This window comes from Actinomadura livida (assembly GCF_014648675.1).
Classification (GTDB): Bacteria; Actinomycetota; Actinomycetes; order Streptosporangiales; family Streptosporangiaceae; genus Spirillospora; species Spirillospora livida.
The window spans coordinates 177,249-201,524 of sequence record NZ_BMRO01000002.1 but is presented as its reverse complement, the minus strand read 5'-3'; the positions used below and the strand labels follow the sequence as shown (position 1 = coordinate 201,524).

Below are 24,276 nucleotides of genomic sequence, written 5' to 3'. Positions count from 1 at the left end.
GTGCGCCTCGACCATGTGCGCCGCCTGAGCGGCCCGAACGTCTACCTGTCGCGTCCCGTCGCGATCGCCCGGCTCGACCTCCAGGGCCTGGCCGGCCACGAGACCACCGACCACCCGGGCTTCGCCGCGCGCCTGGTGGACGCCCTGCCGGGGCTGGCGACGCACCACTGCGCGGCGGGCCGGCCCGGCGGGCTGCTGGACGCGATGGCGCGCGGCACCTACTTCGGCCACGTCACCGAGCACGTCACGCTGGAGCTGTCCGGGGCGATCGGCCGCGAGGTGTTCTTCGGCCGCACCGTCCGCGCGGGCGGGCCCGCCGACTACGACGTGGTCCTGGAGTGCCCGCGCGACGAGCCCGCCGGCAGCACGGTGGTGGAGCAGCTGGTCGCGCTCGCGCTGCGGACCGTCCAGGGCGCCCTCGCCGGGCGGGTGCCCGACCCGTCCGCGGACCTGGCCCGCGTCGCCGCCGTCCACGAGGGCGAGCGGCTCGGCGTCAGCACCGCCGCGCTGGCCCGGGCGGCGCGCCGCCGGGGCGTGCCGGTCCGCCGCGTCGGCGGCCTCAACCTGCTGCGCCTCGGGTACGGGCGGTACCGGCGGATGATCTGGGCCGCGATGACCGACGCCACCTCGGCGATCGGCATGGAGGTGGCGGGCGACAAGCGGCTCGCGCACCGGGTCCTCGCCGACGCCGGGCTGCCCGTCCCCGAGGGGCGGGTCGCGGCATCGCCGGCCGAGGCGCTGGAGGCGCTGCGCGGCATCGGCGGCCCGGTGGTGGTCAAGCCGCTCGCGGGCCACCAGGGCGAGGGCGTCCACATCGGGCTGACGACGGCGCCGGAGGTCGTGGCCGCGTTCGCGTCCGCCGCCGGGGCCGCGGGCGGGGGCGGAGCCGCGGGCGAGGGCGGCGGCGAGGTCATCGTCGAGTCCTACATCCCCGGCAAGGACTACCGGGTCCTGGTGGTGGGCGGCCGGGTCTCGGCGGCGGCGGAGCTGACCGCCGCGTGCGTGGCCGGCGACGGCGCCGCGACGGTCGCCGCGCTGGTGGACCGGGTCAACGCCGACCCCGCCCGCGGCGCGGGCCACGACCGGCCGCTGACCCGGCTGGCGCTCGGCCCGGCGGAGCTGGCGCTGCTGGCGCGGCAGGGGCACGGCCCGGGGACGGTGCCGGCCGCCGGGGAGCGGGTGTGGCTGCGCCGCAACGCGAACCTGTCCACCGGCGGCACCAGCCGCGACGTGACCGGCGAGGTGCACGCGGACGTCGCGGACCTGTGCGTGCGCGCCGCCGCGGCCGTCGGGATGGACGTGTGCGGCATCGACCTGCGGCTGCCCGACATCGGCTCCCCGCCGCCCGCCGAGCCCGGCGCCGCCGGGATCCTGGAGGTCAACGCCGCCCCCGGCCTGCGGATGCACCTCGCCCCGCACGAGGGCGCCGCCCGCGACGTCGCCGGCGACGTCATCGACCTGATGTACCCGGCCGGGACGCCGTCGCGGGTGCCGGTCGTGTCGGTGACCGGCACCAACGGCAAGACCACCACGGTCCGGATGATCGCGCGCATGCTGGAGCTGGACGGCCGGCGGACCGGCATGACGAGCACGGAGGGCGTGCACATCGGGGGCCGGCTCGTCCACCGGTCGGACGCGTCCGGGCCGCGCTCGGCGGAGATGGTGCTGGGCGACCGCTCGGTGGAGGCGGCCGTCCTGGAGACCGCGCGGGGCGGGATCGTGCGGCGCGGGCTCGGCTACGAGCGCGCCGACGTCGCGGTCGTCACCAACATCACCCGCGACCACCTCGGCGTCGACGCCACCGAGGACCTGGACGACCTGACCGGAATCAAGGCCCTGGTCGCCGAGGAGATCCGGCGCGGCGGGCACGTCGTCCTCAACGCCGCCGACCCGCCGGCGGCGGGCCTGGCGCTGCGGCGGGCGGTCCGGGACCGCCGCCCCGTGCTGCGCTACTTCGCGCCGTCCCCCGGCGAACCCGTCCTCGCGGCGCACCTGCGGGAGGGCGGCGTCGGCTACTGCGTCGCGGACGGCTGGCTGACCGAGGCGCGCGGCGACCGCCGGACCCGGATCCTGCCCGCCGCCGACGTGGCGGGCTCGTTCGGCGGGCACGCCGGCCACGTCGTGGCCAACGCGCTCGCCGCGGCCGCCGCCGCCCGCGCCCTCGACGTCCCGGTGGAGACCGTCGCCCGCGCGCTGCGCACGTTCGACCCCCACACCCACAACCCGGGCCGGGGCTGCGTGTACCTGGTCAGCGGCAACCCCGTGCTGGTCGACTACGCGCACAACCCGGCGGCGGTCGCCGCGATGGGCGCGCTCGTCGAGCGGCGCTGGGGCACCGGCGGGGTCGCCGCGGTCACCCTGCCGGGCGACCGGTCCGACGAGCTGGTGGGCGAGACCGCGCGGGCCCTGGCCCGGACGTTCGGCCGCGTCGTCGTCTACGAGGACGAGGACCTGCGCGGCCGCCGCTCGGGCGAGATGACCCGGCTGATCGCCGAGGGGCTGCGGGAGGCCCGCCCGGACGTCCGGCACCACCCCGCGGGCGACCTGAAGGGCGCGCTGACCTCGGCGCTGGACATGGCCGGGCCCGGCGAGCCCGTCCTGCTGCTGTACGAGAAGCTGCAGCCGGTCGCCGAGCTGCTCGACACGCTCGGCGCCCGGCCGGACGAGGCGGCCGGCGGTCAGTCCCCGGAGGGCCAGGTGACGGGCAGCCCGACGTAGTTCTCGGCCAGCGACGCCGACGCCGCCTCGGACGAGACCACGTAGTCCAGGTGGGCGCGCTGCATCCGCCGCTCGAAGTCGCTCGCGGCGGGGTCGGTGTGCAGCAGGTGCGTCATCCAGTACGAGAAGTGCTCGGCCCGCCACACCCGCCGCAGGACCGCGTCGGAGTAGCCGTCCAGCAGCGCCTCCGACCCGGAGGCGTACCGCTCGGCCAGCGCCCGCGCCAGCACGATCACGTCCGACACCGCGAGGTTCAGGCCCTTCGCGCCCGTCGGCGGGACGATGTGCCCCGCGTCCCCGGCGAGGAACAGCCGGTCGTGGCGCATCGGCTCGGTCACGAAGCTGCGCATCGGCGTGATCGACCGGTCGGTGATCGGGCCCTCGTGCAGCTTCCAGCCGTCGTCGGTCGCGAAGCGGGTCGCCAGCTCGTCCCAGATGCGGGCGTCGGACCATGCCGCGAGGTCCTCGTCCGGCGGCACCTGGAGGTACAGGCGGCTGACCTTGGGCGAGCGCAGGCTGTGCAGCGCGAAGCCGCGGTCGTGCTGGGCGTAGATCAGCTCGTCGGTGGACGGGGCGACGTCGGCGAGGATGCCGAGCCACGCGAACGGGTACTCGCGGGAGAACGTCCGCCCCCCGGGCACCGCCGGGCGGCAGACGCCGTGGAACCCGTCGCAGCCCGCGATGTAGTCGCAGTCGAGCGTGCGGGTCTCGCCGCCGCTGCGGTACGTCACGCTCGGCGCGGACGGGTCCACGGCCAGCACCTCGGTGCCGAACCGCACGTCGCCGCCGTCCGCGAGCCGCTTGGCGACCAGGTCCTTCACGATCTCGGTCTGCGCGTACACGGTGACCGTGCGGCCGGTGAGGTCGGTCAGCGGGATGCGGTGCCCGGCGCCGCCGAACCGCAGCTCCACGCCGTGGTGGACGAGGCCCACCCGGTCGAGCCGCTCACCGGCGCCGCTCTCGCGCAGCACGTCGGTCGTGCCCTGCTCCAGCAGCCCGGCGCGCTGCCGGTGCTCCACGTAGTCGCGGTCCCGGCTCTCCAGCACGACCGACTCGATGCCCTGCAGGTGCAGCAGATGGGACAGCAGCAGCCCCGCGGGGCCGGCGCCGATGACGGCGACCTGGGTACGCATCAAGCCTCCTCCTCGTCGGGCGGCCCGGCTCTCACCGCGCGCCGCCGCGGGTTCACGCGCCGGTGTTCCGTCCGGCGGAGAACATATCGGAATGTCCGTGCCAGTGCGCGGCGACGTCCCGGGACAGGGCCCGCGCCGCCGTCGTCAGCGGCGGGAGCAGCCGCCGCAGGTCGGCGCCGCGCGTCCCGGACACCAGCGACAGCGCCGCGACCACCTCCCCCGCCCCGTCCCGCACCGGCACGCCGGCGGACGACGCGCCGAGCGTCATCTCGTCGCGGGTCAGCGCGTAGCCGTCGCGGCGGACCCGCTCGACGCAGCGGCGCAGCTCGTCCGGGTCGGTGATGGTGCGGACCGCGTGCCGGGGCAGCTCGCCGGCGAGGACCCGCTCGCGGACCTCGGGCGGCGCGTACGCCAGCAGCACCTGCCCGACACCGGTGGTGTGCAGCGGCAGCATTCCGCCGACCTGCGTCACGACCGGCACCGACCGCCGCCCCCGCAGCCGCTCGACGATCAGCGCGTGGCCGTCGCGCAGCACGCCGAGCTGCACGTTGTCGTGCGTCGCCTCGTACAGGTCCTCCATGTGCGGCAGCGCCAGCTCCCGCAGGCCCATGACGGCGGGGGCCTGGCTGCCGATGCGCCACAGCCGCGTCCCGATGCGGTAGGTGCCGTCGGGGACCCGTTCCAGGAACCCGCCCTCGGCCAGCTCCCCCACGAGGCGGTGGCCGGTCGCGAGCGGCAGGCCGGAGCGTCGGCAGATCTCGCTCAGGCTGAGGCGGACGCCGCCCTGCGCGAATGCGTTCAGGATGGCCATCACCTTGCCCGCCACGCTGACCGGCCGCGCGGGGCCCGCCCCGCCGCCCGCGGTACCGCCCCCGGTGCCGCTCGCAGGGCCGCCGCCCGCCGTCTCCCGTCCCACGTGGTTCCTCCGCCGGCTCCGCGCCGTCACTCCTGCTGCTCGGTGAGCACCCGCTGGGCGACGGCGAACGCCGAGTTCGCGGCCGGCACTCCACAATAGATCGCCGTCTGCAGGAGCACCTCCTTGATCTCGTCGTGGGTCAGCCCGTTGCGGAGCGCGGCCCGCACGTGCATCGCCAGCTCCTCCAGGTGGCCGCCGGCGACCATGGCGGTCAGCGTGATGCAGCTGCGCGTCCTGCGGTCCAGTCCGGGGCGGCTCCAGATCTCCCCCCACGCGTAGCGGGTGATCATGTCCTGGAAGTCGGCGGTGAAGCCGTCCTTGCGGGCCTCGGCGCGGTCGACGTGCGCGTCCCCGAGGACCTCGCGGCGCGCCTTCATGCCGCGCGCGTGCCGCTCCCTGCCGGTGAGGGCCTCCTCGCTCATCGGCCCGCTCCCTTCCATGTGGCGTCGAGATGGGCGGTGATCGCCTCGGTGACCGGGCCCGGCCGCTCCGCGCCGGCGAGGTGCGCGGCTCCGTCGACGACGGTGAGGCGGGCGCCCGGGATGCCGCCGGCCAGCCGGTCGGCGTGGCCCGCGGGCGGCGTCGGCCCGTCCTGCGCCCCGGCGATCACCAGGGTCGGCGCGGTGATCTCCCCGAGCCGGCCGGTGGCGTCGAACCGCGCGAGCGCCTCGCAGCAGCCCGCGTACCCCTCCGGGGAGGTCGCGCGGAGCATCGCGACGTACGGTTCCGCGCCGGTGAACCCGGGGGTGAACCAGCGTCCGGCCGCCGTGTCCGCCACCGGCCCGACGCCCTCCCGGCGGACGAGCGCGGCCCGCTCGTGCCAGGGGCCCGGCTCGCCGAAGCGCGGGGACGTGCAGCACAGCACGAGGCTCGCGACCCGCTCCGGCGCGCGGAGCGCGAGGGCGGTGCCGACGGCGCCGCCGAGCGACACCCCGGCGTAGGCGGCCCGGTCGGCGCCGAGGTCGTCCAGCAGGCGGACGAGGCCGTCCGCGAGGTCCTCGACGGTGAACGGGCCGGCGGGCGGCGGCGCGCCGCCGTGGCCGGGCAGGTCGTAGCGCAGCGTCCGCCAGCCGCGGTGCAGCGCGGGCAATTGCGGGAGCCACAGGTCCATGGACGTGCCGAGGGACGGGCCGAGGACGACGAGGGGCGCGTCCGCCGGGCCGTCGAGGCGGTACTGCGGCGGGGCTCCCGCCGGTGCGGGCGGGCCGGTCACGCGCGGCTCCTCCGGTAGGCGTCGAGGGCCCGGTCGACGAGGGCGGCGGCCGCGCCGGTCCCCGGGTCGTCGCCGAGCACGTCCAGCAGGTCGTCGAGGTCGGCGCGCATCAGCGCGGGCGACACCTCCAGGCCGCCGAGCAGCTCGGCGGCCGTCTCCGCGGCGCCGCCGGTGAGCCGCAGGCTCTCGCGCAGCGGCTGCCACTCGGCGTGCCACTCCCCCGCCGGCCGCTCGTGCGGCGCGGCCTGCGCGGCCAGCACGACCTGCGCCTGCGCGGGGACCTGCAGGGCGGCCGAGCGGATCAGGGCGGACATGGCCGGGTTGCGCTTGTGCGGCATGGACGACGAGCCGCCCCTGCCCTCCCCGGCGGGCTCGGCGACCTCGCCGACCTCGCTCTGCGACAGCAGCCACACGTCGGTCGCGATCTTGCCGAGGGCCCCGGCGGTCAGCGCCAGCGCCGACGCGAGCTCCGCGACCGGCGTGCGGCGGGTGTGCCACGGCAGGACGGGGCGGTCCAGCCCCGTCTCCTCCGCGAAGGCCGCGACGAGGTCGAACGCCCGGTCGCCGAACGCGTCGAGCGTCCCGGCCGGGCCGCCGAGCTGCACCGGCAGCGGCAGCGCGGCGAGGCGGCCGCGGGCCTCCAGGCAGCCCAGCAGCCAGTTCGCCGCCTTCGCGCCGAACGTCGTCGGCAGCGCCTGCCGCCCCAGCGTGCGGGCCGGCATCGGGGTGTCGCGGTACCGCGCCGCGAGCCCGGCCAGCGCGTCCAGTGCCCGGTCGAGGTGGGCGAGGACGACGCGCCTGGTCCGGGCCGCGACGAGCATGGCGCCGGTGTCGGCGATGTCCTGGCTGGTGGCGCCGCGGTGGACGTGCCGCCCGGCCGGGCCGGCGAGCGCCCGCAGGTCCGCGACCAGCGGGACGACCGGGTTGCCGGAGCCGCGCGCCCGGCGGGCGAGGTCGGCCGCGTCGAAGCGGCCCGCGTCGGCGGCGGCGGCGCCGATCGCGGCGGCCGCGTCCGCCGGGATGATGCCGAGGCGGGCCTGGGCCCTGGCGAGGGCGGCCTCGGCGTCCAGCATCGCGGCCAGGTAGGCCGCGTCGCCCGTCGCGGCCTCGGCCTCGGTCCCCGCGCGGACGGGCGACAGCAGGCCCGCGTCGAGCGGCGCGGCGTCCGGCCGCGCGGGGCCGCGTTCCTCAGAAGCCAAGGAAGACCGTCTCCCGATCCCCCTGCAGGCGGATGTCGAAGCGGTACCTCCGCTCCCCCTCGCGCGCGGCGATCAGGGTCGCGCGCCGCTCGGCGGGCACGGCGCCGAGCAGCGGGTCGGCGGCGTGGGCGGTCTCGTCCTCGGGGAAGTACAGCCGGGTGAAGACGGGCTTGAGCAGGCCCCGGGCGAAGACCAGGACGGCGATGCAGGGGGCGCCGTCGCCGACCGCGCCGGGCTTGACGGTGGTGAACCAGAAGGCGCCGTCCGCGTCGGTGCCGCACCGGCCGAACCCGGAGAAGTCGTGCCCGTCCCGGACGATGCCGCCCGGCCGCCGCGGGATCCGCCCGCTCTCGTCGGCCTGCCAGATCTCCAGCAGCGCGTCGGGGACGGGCTCCCCGGCGCCGTCCAGGACCCGGCCGCGCACGTCGATCGCGTCCGGGCGCCAGCCCGGCACGACGCGCGGGCCGGTCTCGTACGGCAGCGCGTAGCCGAAGAACGGGCCGACGGTCTGCGACGGCGTGGGTCCGGGGGCGCCGTCGTGCGAAGCGGTGGTCATCAGGCCTCCATCGGGGTGTCGCCGAGCACGATGTCCCACTGGTAGCCGAGCGCCCACTCCGGCTCGGTGGTGTCCATGTCGAAGCGGCAGATCAGCTTCTCGCGGGCCCGCTCGTCCGGGATCGACTGGAAGATCGGGTCGTAGGCGAACAGCGGGTCGCCGGGGAAGTACATCTGGGTGATCAGCCGCTGCGTGAACGCCGTGCCGAACACCGAGAAGTGGATGTGCGCGGGGCGCCACGCGTTGTGGTGGTTGCGCCACGGGTAGGCGCCCGGCTTGATCGTCACGAACCGGTAGCGGCCGTCGTCGTCGGTGAGGCACCGCCCGGCGCCGGTGAAGTTCGGGTCGAGCGGCGCGGGGTGGATGTCGCCGAGGTGCGCGTAGCGGCCGGCCGCGTTCGCCTGCCAGACCTCGACCAGCGTCCCGCGCACCGGCCGGCCCTGCCCGTCGAGCACCCGGCCGGTCACGACGATCCGCTCGCCGAGCGGCTCGCCGGGGTGCTGGACGGTGAGGTCCTCGTCCAGCCGGCCGAGCTCCTGGTGCCCGAAGACCGGCGAGGCCAGCTCGACGCTGTCCGGGCCGAGCTTCGGCATGACCAGTTCCTGCGCGGGCGCCCGGAGCACGGTGCTCTTGTAGCCCGGGGACAGGTATGGAGGATGCGTCATGCGCTGTTCCCTTCCGCCGCGACGTGCTCGATCGGCTCTGTGGTGTCGTGCCCGGCCGGCCGCGGGCGGGAACGCCGCGCAGCTCCGCCCGGTGCCGCCGCCCACCATGGCAGGAGAGGCCGCCGATGGCACATCCGGGTTTCCGCTGAGCGGAAGGGCAGCCGCCTGATCAGAGCCGTTCGGCCAGGCCGAACAGCGGGAACAGGCTCGGGTCGAAGAACGCCGAGACGTGCGCGACGCCGTCCTCGGTGACGTCGAGCACCTGGAGCTGGTAGGCGCGGTGGACCCCCTCCTCGTCGCGCGAGTAGAGCCCGAACGCGGGTTGCGCGTTCGCCGTGGTCGGGAGCATCCGGATGTCCCCCGGGGCGGGGCCGCACTGCGCGAGGATGAGCCGCACGACGGTGTCGGCGCCGACGAACCACTCGGGGTACGGCGGCATTTCCCAGACGACGTCCTTCTTGAACAGCTCGAGGAGGCCGGTGATGTCGGCGTCCTCGAACGCCTTGGCGTACCGTTCGAGCAGGTCGCGCTGCGCCGGGTCGGTCGGCTCGACCAGCGCGTCCCGCTCCGGCGCGTGCTCCTCCAGCTGCGCCCGCGCCCGCTGCAGCGCGCTGTTCACCGCGGCGGTGGAGGTGTCGAGCAGCTCGGCGACCTCCGCCGCGCGCCACTTCAGGACGTCCCGCAGGATCAGCACGACCCGCTGCTTGGCGGGCAGGTGCTGCAGCGCGGCGATGAACGCGAGCCGGGTGCTCTCCCTGGCGGCGACGATGGTCGCGGGGTCGGCGGCGTCCGCGCCGGTCACGGTGTCGGGGGCGGGTTCCAGCCAGGGCACCTCGGGCGAGGCGACGACGGGCCGCTCGGGCTCGTCGCTCGGGGCGCCCAGCCCGGACGGCATCGGCCGCCTGCCGCGCTGGTCGATCGCCGTCAGGCACACGTTCGTGGCGATGCGGTACAGCCACGTCCGGAGCGAGGAGCGCCCCTCGAAGTCCCCGTAGGAGCGCCAGGCCCGCAGGTAGGTCTCCTGCACCAGGTCCTCGGCGTCGTGGATGGAGCCGAGCATCCGGTAGCAGTGCGCCAGCAGCTCCCGCCGGTACGGATCGGCGAGTTCCTGGAAGTCCCGCTCTAGAGTGCTGTTCGCCATCGTGGTCGTCACCTTCGCTGGGCATCGTCGCTGGGACGGGTGCCACCGGCGGGCCCCGTCGCTCCCGACGGTAGGCGGACCCACCGACAGAACACGTTCGCCGCCCCATTCTACGCCGCCGACCTGCGGGATCACCGGGAGCCGCCCGCCCCGGGCACCGCCCCCGCGGGCCGGGGCGTCAGGCCGGCAGGGCGTCCAGGAGCCGCCGCGCCTCCGCGGCGGCCTGCCCGTTGCCGGTCTTCCCGCACACGATGGCCGCCTGGGCCAGGTACTCCCGCGCCTCGTCCGGCCGGGAGAGGCCGAGGTGGATCCGGCCGAGCAGCAGCAGGCTCAGGCCGCGCCCCCACCGGTCGCCGATCTCCGCCTGGATCTCCAGGGCGGTCCGGGCGTGCCGGCGCGCCTCCCGGTGGTCGCCGCCGTCGGCGTGCGCGCGGGCGATGAGGTCGAGGGTGTCGGCCGTCCCGCGCCGGTCGCCGATCTCGCGGCGGACGACGAGGGCCTGCCGGCCGTAGTCCAGCGCCTTGCCGGCGTCGCCGCGCCGCCGCAGGAGGCGGGCCAGCGTGGTCAGGCTGTCGGCCTCGCCGTGCCGGTCGCCGATCTCGCGGCGGAGCGCGAGCGCCTGGGTGACCAGCCCGAGCGCCTCGGAGCAGCGCCCGGCGCGGCGGTGGATGCGGGCGAGCAGGTCGAGGATCTCGGCCTCCCCGTACGGGTCGGCGGCCTCCCGGCGGATCCGCAGCGCCGCCCGGCCGGCGTCGAGGGCCGCGTCCTCGTCGCCGAGGCGCCAGCGGGCGTGGGCGAGCGTGGCGAGGCTGTCGGCCTCGCCGCGGCGGTCGCCGATCTCCCGGTGCAGCGCCAGGGCCCGCTCGGCGAGTTCGGAGGCGAGTTCGTTGCGGCCCAGCCGGCGGTGGTTGAGCGAGAGGATGTCGAGGCTCTCGGCCTGGCCCTGGCGGTCGTCGGTGTCCGTGCGTATGCGCAGCGCGATCCCGGCGTGCCGCAGGCCCTTGCGGTACTGGGACAGGGAGTGGTGGATGCGCGCGAGCGCGGTGTGGGCGGCGCCCTCCGCGTCGAGGTCGCCGATCTCCCGCAGGATCGCGATGGCCTTGCGGGCGTGCTTGACGGCGGCCTTCAGCGCGCCGCGGCGGCGGCACACGTCGGCGAGCATGGTGCGGGTCCGGCCGGCCGCGGCGCGGTCCCCGATGGCCCGGTCGATGCGCAGCGCCTCCTTGAGCGCGCGCTGGGCGGCGGAGTACTGGGCGAGCCGGCAGCGGACGCGGCCGATGGTCTCCAGCGTCTCCGCCTCGCCGTAGCGGTCGCCCGTCGCGCGCTGGATCGCGAGCGCCTCCGCGAGGTGCCGGAGGGCGCCGTCGTGGCCGCCCAGCCGGTTCTCGAGGCGGCCGATGAGGGTGAGGGCCTCCGCCTCGCCGGTCCGGTCGTCCATGGCCCGCTTGGCCTTCAGGACGGTGCGCGCGGTGCGCAGCGCGCGGGCGTACTCGGCCTGCCTGCGGTCGATGTGCGCGAGGGTGAGGAGGTCGTCGGTCGCGCCGGGGCGGTCCCCGGTCCGCCGGCAGAGCTCCAGGGATTCCTGGGCGCACGCGCGGGCCTCGGCGTAGCGGGCGGTGCGCGCGTGGACCCGGGCGAGGATGTAGAGGGAGTTCCCCGCCCCCGCGAGGTCGCCGATCTCCCGCTGGACGGCGAGCGCCTCCTCGGCGTGGGCGAGGGCCTCGTCGTAGCGGCTCTGGTGCCACCGGACGAGCGCGATCTTGGCGATGCTCTCGGCGCTGCCGCGGCGGTCGCCGATCTCCCGCCGGATCCGCAGCGACGCGGCGGCGTGCTCGGCGGCCTCGCCGTAGCGGCCGGTGCGGATGGCGACGCGGGCGAAGACGTCCAGCGTCACGCCCTGGCCCGGCCGGTCGCCGGTCTCGCGCTGGAGCCGCAGCGCCTCGGCCGCGTGGGCGAGGGCCTCCTCGTGGTCGCCCATCCTGCACTGGATCCGGGCGATGGTGGCGAGGCTCTCGCCCTGCCCGATCCGCTCGCCGCCGCCGCCTCCCGCCCGCACGCCGATGGCGAGGGCGGCGCGGGCGTGGGCGAGGGCGTCGCGGTACCGGCCGGCGCCGCGCTCGATCTCGGCGAGGTTGTTCAGCGTCTTGCCGAGGCCGTGGCCGTCCTTCAGCGCGCGCTGCAGGGCCATGGCCCGCTCGGCGTCCCGGCGGGCCTCGGCGTGCCGGCCGAGCCGCCGCTCCACCATGGCGATGAGGTTGAGGACCGAGGCGACCCCGTGCTCGTCCCCGAGCCTCCTCCGGATGGCGAGGGCGTGCCGCGCGTGCCGGATCGCCTCCTCGTAGCGTCCCGCGTCGTGGTGGAAGGCGGCGATGGCGGACAGCGCCTCGTCCTCCCGGTACAGGTCGCCGATGTCGCGGCTGATCCGCAGGGCACGGTTCGCGCCGTCCAGCGCGCCGCGCCGGTCGCCGAGCGTCTGCAGGACCCGCGACAGGCTGATCAGGCTCATCGCCATCCCGGCGAGGTCGCCGATGTCCTCGCGGATGCGCACCGAGTCCCGGGCGCAGCGGAGGGCCTCCCGCAGCCGGCCGCTGCGGCGCAGGGTGCGGGACATGCTGTCGAGGACCTCGCCCTGGCCGCGCCGGTCGCCGAGGCGCTCGCGGACGGCGAGGGCCCGCCGCGCGTAGTGCAGGGCGCGGTCGGTCCGGCCCAGGCGGCGCAGGACCCTGGAGATCATCTCCAGCGCGGCGGCCTCGCCGTCTCCGCCGTGCAGCTCGCGGTGGACGCGCAGCGACTCCCGGGCGTGCGCCAGCGCGATCCGGTAGTGCGCGAGCCTCCAGTGCACCTGCGCGATCTGCTCCAGTCCCTGGCCCACGCCGTGCCGGTCGCCTTCGTGGGTCAGGATTCGCAGCGCGTGCTCGCCGTACAGCAGCGCGTCCCGGTAGCGGCACCGCTGCCGCTCGGCGCGGGAGCGGGTGTTCAGCGCCCAGCCGGCCAGCCGGTGGTCGCCGAGGCCGGTGAAGATCTCGTAGGCGGCCCTGGCGTCCTCGGCGGCCTCGTCGTGGTTGCCGCGGTCGCAGTGCACGACGGCCAGCTGGTCGAGCATCCGCGCCTCCCAGTGCCGGTCGCCGGCGGCGCGCGCCGCCGCCAGGCCGAGCCGGTGGACCTCCAGGTTGTCGGCGCCGTGCTTGTCGCGCCGGAGGAGCTGGAACAGCGCGTCGGCGAACTCGTAGGCCAGGGCGGGCTCGCCCCGCTCCGCCGCGCGCCGGGCCATGGCGACCACCGCGGCCCGTTCCTCCTCGAACCACGCCAGGGACGAGGCGGCCCTGCGCGGGGACACCTCCGCCGCGCCGGACCCCGGGCCGACGGCCGACGGCGCGATCGCCGCCGCGGCCTCGCGGACGCGGGCCAGGTACCGGTCCAGCAGGCGCCGCGCCGCCGCGTCGGCCGCCGCGCCGTCCTCGCGGGCGAGGCGTTCGGCGGCGTACTCGCTCAGCAGCTCGTGGAGGCGGTACCGCCCGACCGTCCCGGGCTCGACCAGGTGCTTGCGGACCAGGCGGCCCAGCAGGCTGCGGGCCTCCTCGACGGGCACGGCGAGCAGGGCGGCGAGGCTCTCGGCGCCGAAGTCGTAGCCGTGCAGGAGGCCGAGCATCCGGAAGACGCCCTGCTCGCGCGGCTGCAGGCTGTCGTAGGACAGGTCGAACGCGGTGCGGATGGCGACCCCGGCGCCGTCGAGGGCGAGGACGTCGAGCCTGCCGCCGCCGGTCAGCTCCTCGACCAGGGACGTGACGGACTCGAAGCGCCCGGCGGCCAGGCCGACCGTCGCGATCCGGATGGCCAGCGGCAGCCGCGCGCACGATTCGGCGAGGGCGGCGACCGCCTGCGGCTCGCGCTCGCCGCGCCCGCCGCCGAGCAGCCGCGCCGCGAGCTTCCAGGAGTCGGCGATGGTGAGCGGCTCGACGGGGACGGAGAACGCGCCGAACTCGACGGCGAGGTTCTCCAGGAGGGAGCGCCCGGTCACCACGACGAGGCAGCCCCGCCCGCCGGGGATCAGCGGGCGGATCTGCTCGGTGCCGGCGGCGTTGTCGAGGACCACCAGGATGCGGCGGCCGGCGACCAGGGAGCGGAAGAGCGCGGCGCGGCGCCCCTCGTCCCCCGGGATCTCGGAGGCGGCCAGGCCGAGGTCGCCGAGGAGCCGGAACAGCGCCCGCGCGGGGGACGCCGCGTCCGGGGACAGCCCGTGCAGGTCGAGGAAGATCTGGTCGTCGAAGTAGCGGGCGTTCTGGTGGGCCCAGTGCAGGACCAGCGACGTCTTGCCGACGCCGGCCATGCCGTGGATCTGCACGACGGCCGCCGAGCCGCGCTCCCCGGCCGCGGCGCGGGCGGCGTCCATCGCCGCGAGCTCCTCCTCGCGCCCGACGAAGTCGCGGGGCGCCGCGGGGAGCTGGCGGACCGGCGGCACGAACCGCGGCGGGGGAAGGTGGACGGTCTTCTCCTGGACGATGTCGCCGTCGACGTGGACGGCGCCGTGGAAGTGGTTCGCGGGCGGCCCTTTCCCCGCCGTCGCAGGGGTCCCCGCCGTCGGCTCCGGTGCCGCCGCCTCTGGTGTCGTGTCCGGGTCTGGTCTCCTGGCCGGTTCCGGTGTCGCGGCCGCGTCTCGTGTCATGGCCGGGCCCCGCCTCCCTGTCATGATCGGGTCCCTTCCAGCCGACCCCCCTGGCCTGGGCGCGCACAACGGCTCGTCCAATACCCGTACAAGGCCGTACAGCGCGGCGTTCCCGCAGCGGATCCGCGGCGCCACGCACCGTGAGGCACTCCGGGGAAACCCGGATTCCGGTGGGAGCGGCCGCACGTATGTCATGTGCCACATACGGCTCCGCCGTCCTGTGTGTGAATCGGGGTGCCGTACGGCACCGGTTCGCCGTGCGATTCAGGCCGTGGGGGTTCACATGGTGCTGCGCAACCCGTCCAGGAGCGGAGCCGAGGCGCCGGACCCGCGGCGCGTCGTCACGCGGCAGGACTTCGCGCGGGAGCTGACGCTGCTGCGCGACCACGCGGGCCTGACGGTCAGGGACGTCGCGCGGGCGGCGGGCATCCCGCACGCGAGCGCGGGCGACTACTTCGCCGGGCGGCACCTCCCGCCGCTGAAGCCGGCGCGGCTCCCCGCGCTGCTGCGCGCGTGCGGCGTGACCGGCGACGCGGAAGTGGAGGCGTGGCTGGAGGCGCTGCGCAGGGTCCGCCGGACCCCGGGACGGCGCCCGGCGGTCGTCCCCTACCGGGGCCTGGCCCGGTACGAGGCCGAGGACGCCGCGTGGTACTTCGGCCGGGAGGCGCTGACCTCGGTGCTGGCCGAACGCGTGCGGGCGCTCGAGGGCGGCGGCGCGATCGTCGTCGTCGGGCCCTCCGGCGCCGGGAAGTCGTCGCTGCTGCGCGCCGGGCTGGTCCCCGCGCTGCGCGAGGACACCGGGATCGTCCTCCGCACGGCCGACGAGATCGACGCGGACGACGTGGCCGGGCTGTGCGGCGCCGGGACGGCCGTGGTCGTCGTCGACCAGTTCGAGGACGTCTTCGCGGGCCGTTCCGACGCGGCGGCGGACGACCTGGTCACCGCCCTGCTGGAGCTGCCCGCCACCGTGGTCATGGCACTGCGGGCCGACTTCTACGGCCGGGCGCTGCGGCACCCGGGGCTGGCCCGCGTGCTGCAGGCGGGCCAGGTCGTGGTCACGCCCATGAACGAGGACGAGCTGCGCCGCGCGATCGTGGCGCCGGCGCAGCGGGCCGGGCTGGAGCTCGAACCCGGGCTGGCCGACCTGCTGCTGCGCGAGGTGAGCCCGGCGCCGGACGCCCGCCCCGGCGCCGCCCACGAGACGGGCACGCTGCCGCTGCTGTCGCACGCGCTGCTGTCGACCTGGGAGCGGCGCCGGCACGGGACGCTGACGATCGCCGACTACCGGGACAGCGGCGGGATCGCGGACGCGGTCGCCGCCACCGCGGAGGAGGCCCACCGCGGCCTGGACGAGGACGAGCGCGACATCGCCCGCCTCCTGTTCCTGCGGCTGGTCCACATCACCGGCGACACCGGCGTGACGCGCCGCCGGGTCGCCGAGCGGGAGCTCGGGGACGAGGTGCGCGGCGTCCTGGACCGGTTCGTCCGGCAGCGCCTCGTCACCGCCCGCGCCGACGGCGTCGAGATCGCGCACGAGGCGCTGCTGTCCGCCTGGCCGCGGCTGCGCGGGTGGCTGGACGCCGACCGGGCCGGGCTGCGCACCCACCGCCGCGTCACCGAGGGCGCCCAGGCGTGGGAGGAGTCGGGCCGCGACCCCGGCGCGCTGCTGCGCGGCGCGTGGCTGGCCGAGGGCGAGGAGCTGGCCGCCGACCCGCGGCGCGGCGGCGGCCTGAACGAGCTGGAGCGCCGGTTCCTGCGGGCGTCGGCCGAGCAGCGGGACGCGGAGGCGCGGGCTGCGCGCCGGCTGGTCCGGCGCGGCCGGCGGCTGATCGCGGTGCTGTCGGCGGTGTCGCTGGTGACGCTCGGGCTCGCCGGGGTCACGCTGCGCCAGCGGCACGCGGCCGACCTGCAGGCCGCGGCGGCGGACGCGCAGCGCGACCTGGCGGTGTCCCGGCAGGTCGCGATCGAGTCGGCCAAGCTGCGCGGCGAGGACGTGGCGCTGGCGGGGATGACCGCGCTCGCGGCGTACCGCGTGGCGCGCACGCCGGAGGCGCGGTCCAGCCTGCTGGAGGCCTACTCCGGCCCGGCCGCGACCCGGATCACCGGGGCGCGCGGGGTCCTGCAGGCGGTGGCGGTCACCGCGGACGGCCGGACGCTGGCGGCGGCGGGCGCCGACCGCGCCGTCCGGCTCTGGAACATCGCGGACAGGGGGCGCCCCGTCCCGGCCGGGCCGCCGGTGACCGGGCATCCAGACACGGTGTACGGCGTGGCGCTCGCCCCGGACGGCGAGACGCTCGCCAGCGGGGGCGGCGGGGGCACCGTCCTGCTCCGGCGGCCCGGCGCCGCCCCGGTCGCGCTCACCGGGCCGCGGAACACCGTGTACGCGGTGGCGTTCAGCCCGGACGGCCGGACCCTCGTCGCGGCGAGCGCGGACGAGACCGTCCGCGCCTGGGACGTCGCCGACCCCGAGCCGGGCGGCCGCGTGGTGGCCGAGGCGTCCGCCGCCGCGCACAGCGTGGCGTTCAGCCCCGGCGGGGAGACGCTCGCCGTGGGCTTCGCCGACGGCAGGGTACGGCTCGTCGACATGGACCGGCGTGCGCCCGCCGGCCGCACTCTCGCGGCGGGCGGGCGGACCGTGTACGGGGTGGCCTTCAGCCCGGACGGCCGGACCCTCGCGGCGGGCAGCGCCGACGGGACGGTCCGGCTGTGGCGGGTGGACGGCTCGTCGGCCGTGCCGTCGGGACGGCCGCTGAAGGGGCCGGACCAGTGGGTCAACGGGGTGGCCTTCGCCCCGGACGGCCGCTCCCTGGCGGTGGCGAGCTCCGACGGCCGGGTCCGGGTGTGGGACGTCGGCGCGCGGACCGTGACCACGACGCTGCCGCATCCGGGGCCGGTGACGGCGGTGGCGTTCCTGCGGTCGGGGTCGCTCGCCACCGCCGCGTCCGACGGCACGGCCCGGATCTGGGACGTTCCCGGCCCGGTGGTCGAGGGCCCGGAGGGCGGGATCTTCGCCGTCTCGCTGAGCCGCGACGGCAGGGTGCTGGCGCTGGCGGGGGCGGGCGGCACGGCGCGGCTGTGGTCGGTGGCCGACCCGCGCCGCCCGGTCCCGCTCGGGCCGGTGATCGAGCGGGCGGCCGGGAGCGGCACGGCGTCCGGCGCCGCCGCGCTGAGCCCGGACGCCGCGACGCTCGCGATCGGCACGCGCGGCGGCGAGACGCGGCTGTGGGACGTCCGCTCCCCCTCGCGCCCCACCGCCGTCCCCGGGATGCTCACCGGGCCGGGCGACCTCGTCCAGGGGCTGGCCTTCAGCCCCGACGGCCGCCTCCTCGCCGTGTCGAGCAACGACAAGAGCGTCTACCTGTGGAATATGGGCGACCCGCGCGAGCCGGTGCGCGCGGCCGAGCTCACCGGCGCGGCCAACTACGCCTACCAGGCCGCCTTCAGCCCGGACGGCCGCACGCTGGCGTACGGCACCGCCGACAGCAAGGTCCACCTCTGGGACGTCACCGACGCCCGGAACCCCGTCCGGCTGGGGCCGCCGCTGGGCGGCCACGAGAGCTACGTCTTCGCCGTGGTCTTCAGCCCGGACGGCGCGACCATGGCCACGGCGGGCGCCGACAACACGGTGGTCCTGTGGGACGTCCGCGACCGGGCGCGCCCGCGCCCGCTGCCCCGGCGCCTGCACGGCCCCGCGAACTACGTCTACTCGCTGGCCTACGGCCCGGACGACACGCTCGCCGCGGCCGCCGGGGACGGGACCGTGTGGCTGTGGGACACCTCCGACCCGTCCGATCCGCGCGCCCTCGCGACGCTCACCGGGTCGGCCGAGAGCCTCTACATCGACGCCGCCGTCCCGGACCGGCCGCTCCTCGTCACCGCCGGCGTGGGCCGCGACGTGCGGCTCTGGTCGATGGACCCGGACGAGGTCGCCGCGCGGATCTGCGCCACCGCCGGGACGCCGATCACCGAGGCGGAGTGGCGGCGCTACCTGCCCTCGGCGTCCTTCGACCCGCCCTGCCGGTGAGGCTCGATCATCGTGATGCCGGGGGCGGGCATGTCCATCAGGGCGGCCGGGGCCTCGTCCAGCGCGAGGACGCGGCCGATCAGCAGGTCGGGGCGCAGCGTCCCCGCCCGGACCAGCTCCACCATCGGGCCGTAGGCGTGGGCGGCCATCCCGTGGCTGCCGACGATCTCCAGCTCCATGGCGACGACCCGCTCCATCGGGAGGTCCGCGCGGCCCGCGCCGGGCGGGAGCAGCCCGACCTGGACGTGCCGGCCCCGCCGGCGCAGGGACTCGACCGAGGCGCGGGCCGTCTCCGGGCTGCCCAGCGCGTCCAGCGAGACGTGCGCGCCGCCCCGGCACGCCTCCCGCACGGCGCCCGCCACGTCGGCGTGGCCCGCGGCGTTGACGACGGCGGACGCCCCGCTGCGCCGCGCCAGCTCCAGCGCCCCGGGCGCGACGTCGACGGCCACCACGCGGGCGCCCGCCGCGGCGGCGATCATCACGGCGGACAGGCCGAGGCCGCCGCAGCCGTGCACGGCCACCCACCTGCCCGCGGAGGCGCCGCCCTGCGCGAGGACGGCCCGGAACGCGGTGGCGAACCGGCAGCCGAGGGCGGCGGCCGCCGTGTACGACATCTCGTCCGGCAGCCGGATCAGGTTGACGTCGGCGTTCTCGACCGCGACGTAGTGGGCGAAGGAGCCCCAGTGGGTGAAGCCGGGCTGGGTCTGCGCCTCGCAGACCTGCTGGTCCCCCGCCGCGCAGGCCGCGCAGCGGCCGCAGGCGCACACGAACGGGACCGTGACGCGGTCGCCCGGGCGGGCGGTGGCGACGCCCGCGCCGACCTCCTCGACCGTGCCCGCCAGCTCATGGCCGGGCACGTGCGGGAGGGACCGGATCCCGGGATCGTGCCCCTGCCAGCCGTGCCAGTCGCTGCGGCACACCCCGGTCGCCTCGACGCGGATGACCGCGCCGCCGGCGGGCGGCCGCGGATCGGGGACCTCGCGGACCTCCGGCGGCGCCCCGAACCCGGCGTAGACGACCGCCCGCATCGAAGGCCCCGCCCCTAGAACTCGAAGCCGCCGGGGCGGCCGTTGCGGTCGGCGATGAGGCCGGCCAGGGTCGCGATCGCGATCTCCGCCGGGGTCCGCGACCCGATGTTGAGGCCGATGGGCCGGTGGACCCGCGCGATGTCCCCGGCGGGGACGCCGAGCTCGGTGAGCGCCGGGATGTGCGGGGCGGGATGGCGCGGGTTGCCCATGACGCCGACCCAGCGGACCGGCTGGGTCAGGACGTCCCGCAGGACCGGCCCCAGCTCGGGGCGGTGGTGGTCGGTGACCACGACGTCGGCCGTCGCGTCGAGGTGCGGCAGGTCGGCGGCGCCGTCCCGGTCCTTGTCGGGGTCGACGAGGAAGGTGCGGTAGCCGAGGTCGGCGCCGTAGCGCAGCAGGTGCTCGGCGACGGGACCGGCGAACACCGCGACCAGCGTCCGCTCCGCCGCGGGCGCCGGGGCGTCGCCGTGCGCGACGGCGCAGGCGGGGTCGGTCTCGTGCGGTGTTCCCATACCCGCAGTCTGCCCCGCGCGGGCGCGGCCGGTCCAGCGGGCCGCGCCTTTTGCGGAAAGCCGCGTTTCCCCAACGCGAGACCCTTCCTTGGGAACGGGTATGCCTGCACCCTAGAGTGCACACCAGGCGGGCTCGGGAGGAACCGTGATCACGAGACCGGAGGGCGGACCCCGCGTCGTGGTCGGGGTGGACGACTCGGCGGGCGCCCGCGGCGCCCTGTCCTGGGCGATCGGTGCGGCCCGGCTGCGCGGGCTGCCGCTGCTGGTCGTCCATGCCGCTCCGCTGCCGCCGCACGTGTCGGCGGCGGGGCAGCTCGGCTGCGGCGTCACCGAGGCGCTGCGCGCGTCCGGCGCGGAGCTCATCGCCCGGGTCCTCGGCGACGTGTGCGGCGGCCCGCCCGAGGGCGTGGACATGACGGCGCTGGCGCTGGTGGGCGAGCCGGGCGCGGTGCTGGTGCGGCTGGCGGGCGACGGCGACATCCTCGTCGTCGGGCACGGGGCGCGCGGCCCGTTCTCGCGGCTGCTGCGGCCCTCGGTCCGGCTGCACTGCGCCCGCCGGGCGCGGGCGACCCTCGTCTGCGTGCAGACGCCCTCGTTCGACACGCTCCTGGAGCGCCTGGCCGTGCAGGACGAGTCCCCCGGCCACGTGCCCGGCTCCCGGTTCCGGCGGCTGGGCCGGCGGCTGCGCCACCCGCTGTGACCTCCCCCGTCGTGGAGCTGGCCGACGACCGGGCCGCCCGGCGGGGCGTGCGGCTGTTCCTGAAGCGGGACGACCTGGTCCACCCGGAGCTGCCCGGCAACAAGTGGCGCAAGCTCAAGCACAACCTCGGGCCGGCCCGGGAGCACGGGACGGTCCTCACCTTCGGCGGCGCCTACTCCAACCACATCCGGGCCACGGCCGCGGCCGGGAGGATCTTCGGGTTCGCGACCATCGGCGTGATCCGCGGCGAGGAGCACCTGCCGCTGAACGACACCCTCGCCTACGCCGAGCGGATGGGCATGCGGCTGACCTACCTGGACCGCGCCGCCTACCGCCGCAAGCACGAGCCCGACGTCGTCGCCGCCCTGCGCGAGCGGTGGGGCCCCTTCTACCTCCTCCCCGAGGGCGGCAGCAACGCGGCGGCGGTGAGGGGATGCGCGGAGCTCGGCGCGGAGGTGCCGGGCTACGACGTCGTCTGCTGCCCGTGCGGCACCGGCGGGACACTGGCCGGGCTGGCCGCCGGGCTCGCCCCGGACCAGCGTGCTCTGGGGTTCTCCGTCCTGAAGGGCGGCTTCCTGCACGCGGAGGTGGAACGGCTCCAGTGCGAGACGTACGGAGGGCGGCGCGGGGCCTGGCGTGTCGAGGACGGCTTCCACTTCGGCGGCTACGCCAGGCGGACGCGCGAGCTGGACGCCTTCATCGCCGACTTCGCCGAGCGGCACGGCGTCGTCCTCGACCGCGTCTACACGGCGAAGATGATGTCCGGCGTCCTCGCGCTGGCCGAGCGCGGCGCGTTCCCCGTGGGCGCGCGGGTCCTGGCCGTCATCACGGGGTGACCGGGAGGGCCGGCGGAGGTGGCCGGGCGGGCCCCGCATGCCGCGCACGGGGCCGCCCGGTCACCGGTCCGGTCAGGCGGGAGGCAGGTCGGCCAGGCCGGCCAGGGCGGCGCGGTGGCGGCCGGGGGTGCCGAGCGCGATGGAGTCGGCCTTGGCGCGCTTCAGGAACAGGTGCGCCGGGTGCTCCCACGTGAAGCCGATACCGCCGTGCATCTGCACGCACTCCTCGGCGGCCTTGACGGCGACGGCCGAGCAGTGGGCCTGCGCGACCGCCACGGCGACCGCCGTGTCGTCATGGCCGTGTCCCGCCTGGGGGGGCGACCCCCCAGACCCCCCGGCAAGTGCGCCGGAGGCCACACACGACGCGGCGTACCGCGCCACCGCGCGGGCCTGCGTGATGGACGTCCACAGGTCGGCGAGGCGGTGCTTGAGGCCCTGGTAGGAGCCGACCGGCCGGCCGAACTGGTAGCGGGTCTTCACGTAGGCGACGGTGTCGTCCAGGCACCGCTCGGCGAGCCCGAGCTGCTCGGACGCCAGCATCGCGGCACCGGTGAGCAGCGCGGCCCGGACGGCGTCCGGCCCCTCGGCGACGAGCCGCGCGGGCGCCCCGGAGAACGCGACGTCGGCCAGGCGTCGCGTCATGTCCAGGGAGGTCACGGCGGTGCGGCGGGCGTCCGCGGCGTCCACCGCGTAGAGGCCCCCGTCCGCCGGGACGAGGAACACCTCGGCCGCCATCCCGTCGGCGACGCTGGTGACCTCGCCGGTCACCGCGCCGTCCGCGGCCCGGACCTCCGGCGTCCCGTCACCGGGCGCCGTGCTGAACGGCACGGCCAGGACGGCGATCGTGCCGCCCGACGCGAGCCGCCCGAGCAGGTCGCGCTCCCCCGCGGCGAGCAGCGCGGCCGTGGCGGTGACGGCGCTGCCGAGGAACGGGACGGGCGCGGTGGAGCGGCCCAGCTCCTCCATGACGACGGCGGTCTCCCGCCAGGTGGCCCCGGCGCCGCCGAGGTCCTCGGGGACGGGCAGCCCGGCGCAGCCGAGCTGGCCCGCGACGGCCCGCCACAGGGCCGCGTCGTACGGCTCGGCCTTCTCGGTCCCGGCGAGGACGGCCGTCCAGGGCGCCTTGTCGTCGAGCACCTCGCGGACGCTCGCGCGCAGGTCGTTCTCGATCTCGCTGTACAGCAGGTCGCTCACTTGGGCAGGTCCTTCCACGGCACGTCCTTGTCGACCCGGATCTCGCCGGGCAGGCCCAGCACCCGCTCGGCGATGATGTTGCGGAGGATCTCCGACGTGCCGCCCTCGATGGAGTTGCCCTTGGCGCGCAGGTAGCGGTAGCCGGGCGAGCGGCGGGTGAAGTCGACCTCGGCGGGCCGGCGCATGGTCCAGTCGTCGTAGCGCAGGCCGTCCTCGCCCAGCAGCTCCAGCTCCAGGCCGGACACCTCCTGGTTGATCTTGGCGAACGCCAGCTTGGCCCCCGAGCCCTCCGGGCCGGGCTGCCCGGCGGTGAGCTGCTGCCGCAGCCGCTCGCCGGTGAGCCGCGCGGCCTCGGTCTCGACCCAGGCCCGCAGCAGGGCGTCGTGCAGGTCCGGGGTGCGCAGCTCGGGGCGGTCGCGCCACAGCGCGGCGACCACGCCGATCATGCCGCCCTCGCGGGGCGACCGGGCGCCGCCGATGGCGACCCGCTCGTTCATGAGCGTCGTCGTGGACACCTGCCAGCCCTGCCCGACCTCGCCGAGCCGGTGCTCGTCGGGGATCCGCACGTCGGTGAGGAAGACCTCGTTGAACTCCGCCTCGCCGGTGATCTGCCGCAGCGGGCGCACCTCGACGCCCGGCGCGGTCATGTCGCAGACGAAGTAGGTCATGCCGCGGTGCTTGGGGACGTCCGGGTCGGTGCGGGTGACGAGGATCGCCCAGCGCGCCTCGTGGGCCATGGACGTCCAGACCTTCTGGCCGTTGACCGTCCAGGCGTCGCCGTCGCGGACGGCGCGGGTGCCGAGCGCGGCGAGGTCGGAGCCGGCGCCGGGCTCGCTGAACAGCTGGCACCACACCTCCTCGCCGGTCCACAGCGGACGCAGGAAGCGGCGCTTCTGCTCGTCGGTGCCGAACGCGAGGATCGTCGGCGCGGCCATCCCGAGCCCGATGCCGTTGCGCTCGGGGTGGTTGGTCGGCGCACCGGCCTCGGCGAACGCGCGGTCGACCGCGGGCTGCAGGGACCGCGGGGCGCCGAGGCCGCCGAGGCCCTCGGGGTAGTGGACCCAGGCGAGGCCGGCGTCGAACCGGGCCCGCAGGAACTCCAGGGGCTCGCCGGCGGAGGGGTCGTGCGCGGCGAGGAACTCGCCGACCCGCCTCTCCAGCTCCTCGGCGTCGGGCGGTGCTGTGCTCACGGGGCGGACCTCCGCAGGGCGAGGGGGCGGCGGCCGGGCCGCCCCACGGACATACCAACCGGTCGGTATGGTCCGCCCAGCCTAGGAAGCGCCGGGTCGGCGAGTCAACCGCCGTCCGCCCCCATGGCGCGGGCGAGCCCGGAATGGTCGTGGTAGTCGCGCGACTCCACGATGCGCCCGGCGCGCACCCGCAGCACGAAGACGTTCGGCACGACGAACTCGCGTCCGGTCTCGGTGTTGCGGCCCGCGTACTCGAACTCCGCGATGATCACCTCGGGGTCGGCGGTGTGGTGGACGACGACGTTGCGCGCGGTCATCTCCAGCGGCAGCGTCTCCAGGCGCGCGAAGTGCTCGCGCACCGCGTCGCGCCCCTCCAGGCGGGTGGTCGGATGGGCGAACGGGTGCACGACCACCGCGTCCTCGGCGTACAGCCGCGGCAGCGCCTCGGGCCGCCGCGCGGTCACCCCGTCGATGAGCCGCTGGAAGACGGCCCGGGGGCTGGCGAACTCGGACATGACCCTCCACTACAAGTCAGAGCTTCACTTGTCAACGGCTTCACTTGCCGGCGGCGTGTGCGCGGTGTCCGTC

At 76.8% G+C, this 24,276-nt stretch carries 18 protein-coding genes; 4 read left to right on the top strand and 14 right to left on the bottom strand.

Going from position 1 to position 24,276, the window contains the following annotated elements:
* On the top strand, window positions 1-2,718 hold the full coding sequence (gene cphA / locus IEZ03_RS04185; RefSeq protein WP_184884227.1) for a cyanophycin synthetase: 2,718 nt from the start codon (window positions 1-3) through the stop codon (window positions 2,716-2,718).
* Here cphA and IEZ03_RS04180 read toward each other — a convergent pair.
* From IEZ03_RS04180 to IEZ03_RS04145, 9 genes are all read right to left on the bottom strand, one after another.
* Complete coding sequence (locus tag IEZ03_RS04180; protein ID WP_184884225.1) at window positions 2,679-3,851, bottom strand: 4-hydroxybenzoate 3-monooxygenase; 1,173 nt, start codon at window positions 3,849-3,851, stop codon at window positions 2,679-2,681. The genes cphA and IEZ03_RS04180 overlap by 40 nt on opposite strands.
* A gap of 52 nt (window positions 3,852-3,903) precedes the next feature.
* Window positions 3,904-4,767: an IclR family transcriptional regulator gene (locus IEZ03_RS04175; protein WP_229808002.1), complete on the bottom strand. Its 864-nt coding sequence runs from the start codon at window positions 4,765-4,767 to the stop codon at window positions 3,904-3,906.
* A gap of 26 nt (window positions 4,768-4,793) precedes the next feature.
* A complete protein-coding gene (gene pcaC, locus IEZ03_RS38690; RefSeq protein ID WP_308427948.1) occupies window positions 4,794-5,189 on the bottom strand; it encodes a 4-carboxymuconolactone decarboxylase in 396 nt (131 codons plus the stop codon).
* The gene (pcaD, locus tag IEZ03_RS04170) at window positions 5,186-5,980 is read right to left on the bottom strand and encodes a 3-oxoadipate enol-lactonase (protein ID WP_308427947.1); all 795 of its coding nucleotides are present in this window, start codon (window positions 5,978-5,980) and stop codon (window positions 5,186-5,188) included. The genes pcaC and pcaD overlap by 4 nt, the downstream gene beginning before the upstream one ends.
* Entirely contained in the window at window positions 5,977-7,179 is a 1,203-nt protein-coding gene (pcaB, locus tag IEZ03_RS04165) for a 3-carboxy-cis,cis-muconate cycloisomerase (RefSeq protein WP_184884223.1), read from the bottom strand. The genes pcaD and pcaB overlap by 4 nt, the downstream gene beginning before the upstream one ends.
* Window positions 7,169-7,735, bottom strand: coding sequence for a protocatechuate 3,4-dioxygenase subunit alpha (gene pcaG, locus IEZ03_RS04160; RefSeq protein ID WP_184884221.1), 567 nt, complete (start codon window positions 7,733-7,735; stop codon window positions 7,169-7,171). Before pcaG ends, pcaB begins: the two co-directional genes overlap by 11 nt.
* Window positions 7,735-8,400, bottom strand: coding sequence for a protocatechuate 3,4-dioxygenase subunit beta (gene pcaH / locus IEZ03_RS04155; RefSeq protein WP_184884219.1), 666 nt, complete (start codon window positions 8,398-8,400; stop codon window positions 7,735-7,737). The genes pcaG and pcaH overlap by 1 nt, the downstream gene beginning before the upstream one ends.
* 169 nt (window positions 8,401-8,569) lie before the next feature.
* Window positions 8,570-9,541 (bottom strand): sigma-70 family RNA polymerase sigma factor, encoded by a 972-nt coding sequence (locus IEZ03_RS04150; RefSeq protein WP_184884217.1) that lies wholly within the window; start codon window positions 9,539-9,541, stop codon window positions 8,570-8,572.
* 178 nt (window positions 9,542-9,719) lie between these two features.
* Window positions 9,720-14,204, bottom strand: coding sequence for a tetratricopeptide repeat protein (locus tag IEZ03_RS04145; RefSeq protein WP_184884214.1), 4,485 nt, complete (start codon window positions 14,202-14,204; stop codon window positions 9,720-9,722).
* A gap of 271 nt (window positions 14,205-14,475) precedes the next feature.
* On the opposite strand from IEZ03_RS04145, the gene IEZ03_RS04140 reads away from it, so the two are divergent.
* The gene (locus tag IEZ03_RS04140) at window positions 14,476-18,228 is read left to right on the top strand and encodes an nSTAND1 domain-containing NTPase (RefSeq protein ID WP_184884211.1); all 3,753 of its coding nucleotides are present in this window, start codon (window positions 14,476-14,478) and stop codon (window positions 18,226-18,228) included.
* Here the strand turns inward: IEZ03_RS04140 and IEZ03_RS04135 are convergent.
* A complete protein-coding gene (locus tag IEZ03_RS04135) occupies window positions 18,189-19,256 on the bottom strand; it encodes an alcohol dehydrogenase catalytic domain-containing protein (protein WP_184884210.1) in 1,068 nt (355 codons plus the stop codon). The two genes, IEZ03_RS04140 and IEZ03_RS04135, sit on opposite strands and share 40 nt — an antisense overlap.
* A gap of 14 nt (window positions 19,257-19,270) precedes the next feature.
* Window positions 19,271-19,768: an XdhC family protein gene (locus IEZ03_RS04130; RefSeq protein WP_184884208.1), complete on the bottom strand. Its 498-nt coding sequence runs from the start codon at window positions 19,766-19,768 to the stop codon at window positions 19,271-19,273.
* 145 nt (window positions 19,769-19,913) lie between these two features.
* On the opposite strand from IEZ03_RS04130, the gene IEZ03_RS37545 reads away from it, so the two are divergent.
* A complete protein-coding gene (locus IEZ03_RS37545) occupies window positions 19,914-20,468 on the top strand; it encodes a universal stress protein (protein ID WP_221480715.1) in 555 nt (184 codons plus the stop codon).
* Window positions 20,465-21,304, top strand: coding sequence for a 1-aminocyclopropane-1-carboxylate deaminase/D-cysteine desulfhydrase (locus tag IEZ03_RS04125; protein ID WP_229808001.1), 840 nt, complete (start codon window positions 20,465-20,467; stop codon window positions 21,302-21,304). Before IEZ03_RS37545 ends, IEZ03_RS04125 begins: the two co-directional genes overlap by 4 nt.
* 72 nt (window positions 21,305-21,376) lie before the next feature.
* Here IEZ03_RS04125 and IEZ03_RS04120 read toward each other — a convergent pair whose 3' ends face one another.
* The 3 genes from IEZ03_RS04120 to IEZ03_RS04110 form a co-directional block, all read right to left on the bottom strand.
* Window positions 21,377-22,498, bottom strand: coding sequence for an acyl-CoA dehydrogenase family protein (locus IEZ03_RS04120; RefSeq protein ID WP_184884206.1), 1,122 nt, complete (start codon window positions 22,496-22,498; stop codon window positions 21,377-21,379).
* Window positions 22,495-23,688: an acyl-CoA dehydrogenase family protein gene (locus tag IEZ03_RS04115; RefSeq protein ID WP_184884204.1), complete on the bottom strand. Its 1,194-nt coding sequence runs from the start codon at window positions 23,686-23,688 to the stop codon at window positions 22,495-22,497. The genes IEZ03_RS04120 and IEZ03_RS04115 overlap by 4 nt, the downstream gene beginning before the upstream one ends.
* A gap of 104 nt (window positions 23,689-23,792) precedes the next feature.
* Window positions 23,793-24,203 carry a nuclear transport factor 2 family protein gene (locus IEZ03_RS04110; RefSeq protein ID WP_132046319.1) on the bottom strand — a complete coding sequence of 137 codons (411 nt, stop codon included), beginning with the start codon at window positions 24,201-24,203 and terminating at the stop codon, window positions 23,793-23,795.
* Window positions 24,204-24,276 lie beyond the last annotated feature (73 nt).

Excerpts from the sequence above, each read along its gene's own strand:
- IEZ03_RS04180 (WP_184884225.1), bottom strand. The coding sequence starts at position 3,851 with ATGCGTACCCAGGTCGCCGTCATCGGCGCCGGCCCCGCGGGGCTGCTG.
- pcaC (WP_308427948.1), bottom strand. The coding sequence starts at position 5,189 with ATGAGCGAGGAGGCCCTCACCGGCAGGGAGCGGCACGCGCGCGGCATG.
- pcaG (WP_184884221.1), bottom strand. The coding sequence starts at position 7,735 with ATGACCACCGCTTCGCACGACGGCGCCCCCGGACCCACGCCGTCGCAG.
- pcaH (WP_184884219.1), bottom strand. The coding sequence starts at position 8,400 with ATGACGCATCCTCCATACCTGTCCCCGGGCTACAAGAGCACCGTGCTC.
- IEZ03_RS04150 (WP_184884217.1), bottom strand. The coding sequence starts at position 9,541 with ATGGCGAACAGCACTCTAGAGCGGGACTTCCAGGAACTCGCCGATCCG.
- IEZ03_RS04145 (WP_184884214.1), bottom strand. The coding sequence starts at position 14,204 with ATGACACGAGACGCGGCCGCGACACCGGAACCGGCCAGGAGACCAGAC.
- IEZ03_RS04135 (WP_184884210.1), bottom strand. The coding sequence starts at position 19,256 with ATGCGGGCGGTCGTCTACGCCGGGTTCGGGGCGCCGCCGGAGGTCCGC.
- IEZ03_RS04130 (WP_184884208.1), bottom strand. The coding sequence starts at position 19,768 with ATGGGAACACCGCACGAGACCGACCCCGCCTGCGCCGTCGCGCACGGC.
- IEZ03_RS04110 (WP_132046319.1), bottom strand. The coding sequence starts at position 24,203 with ATGTCCGAGTTCGCCAGCCCCCGGGCCGTCTTCCAGCGGCTCATCGAC.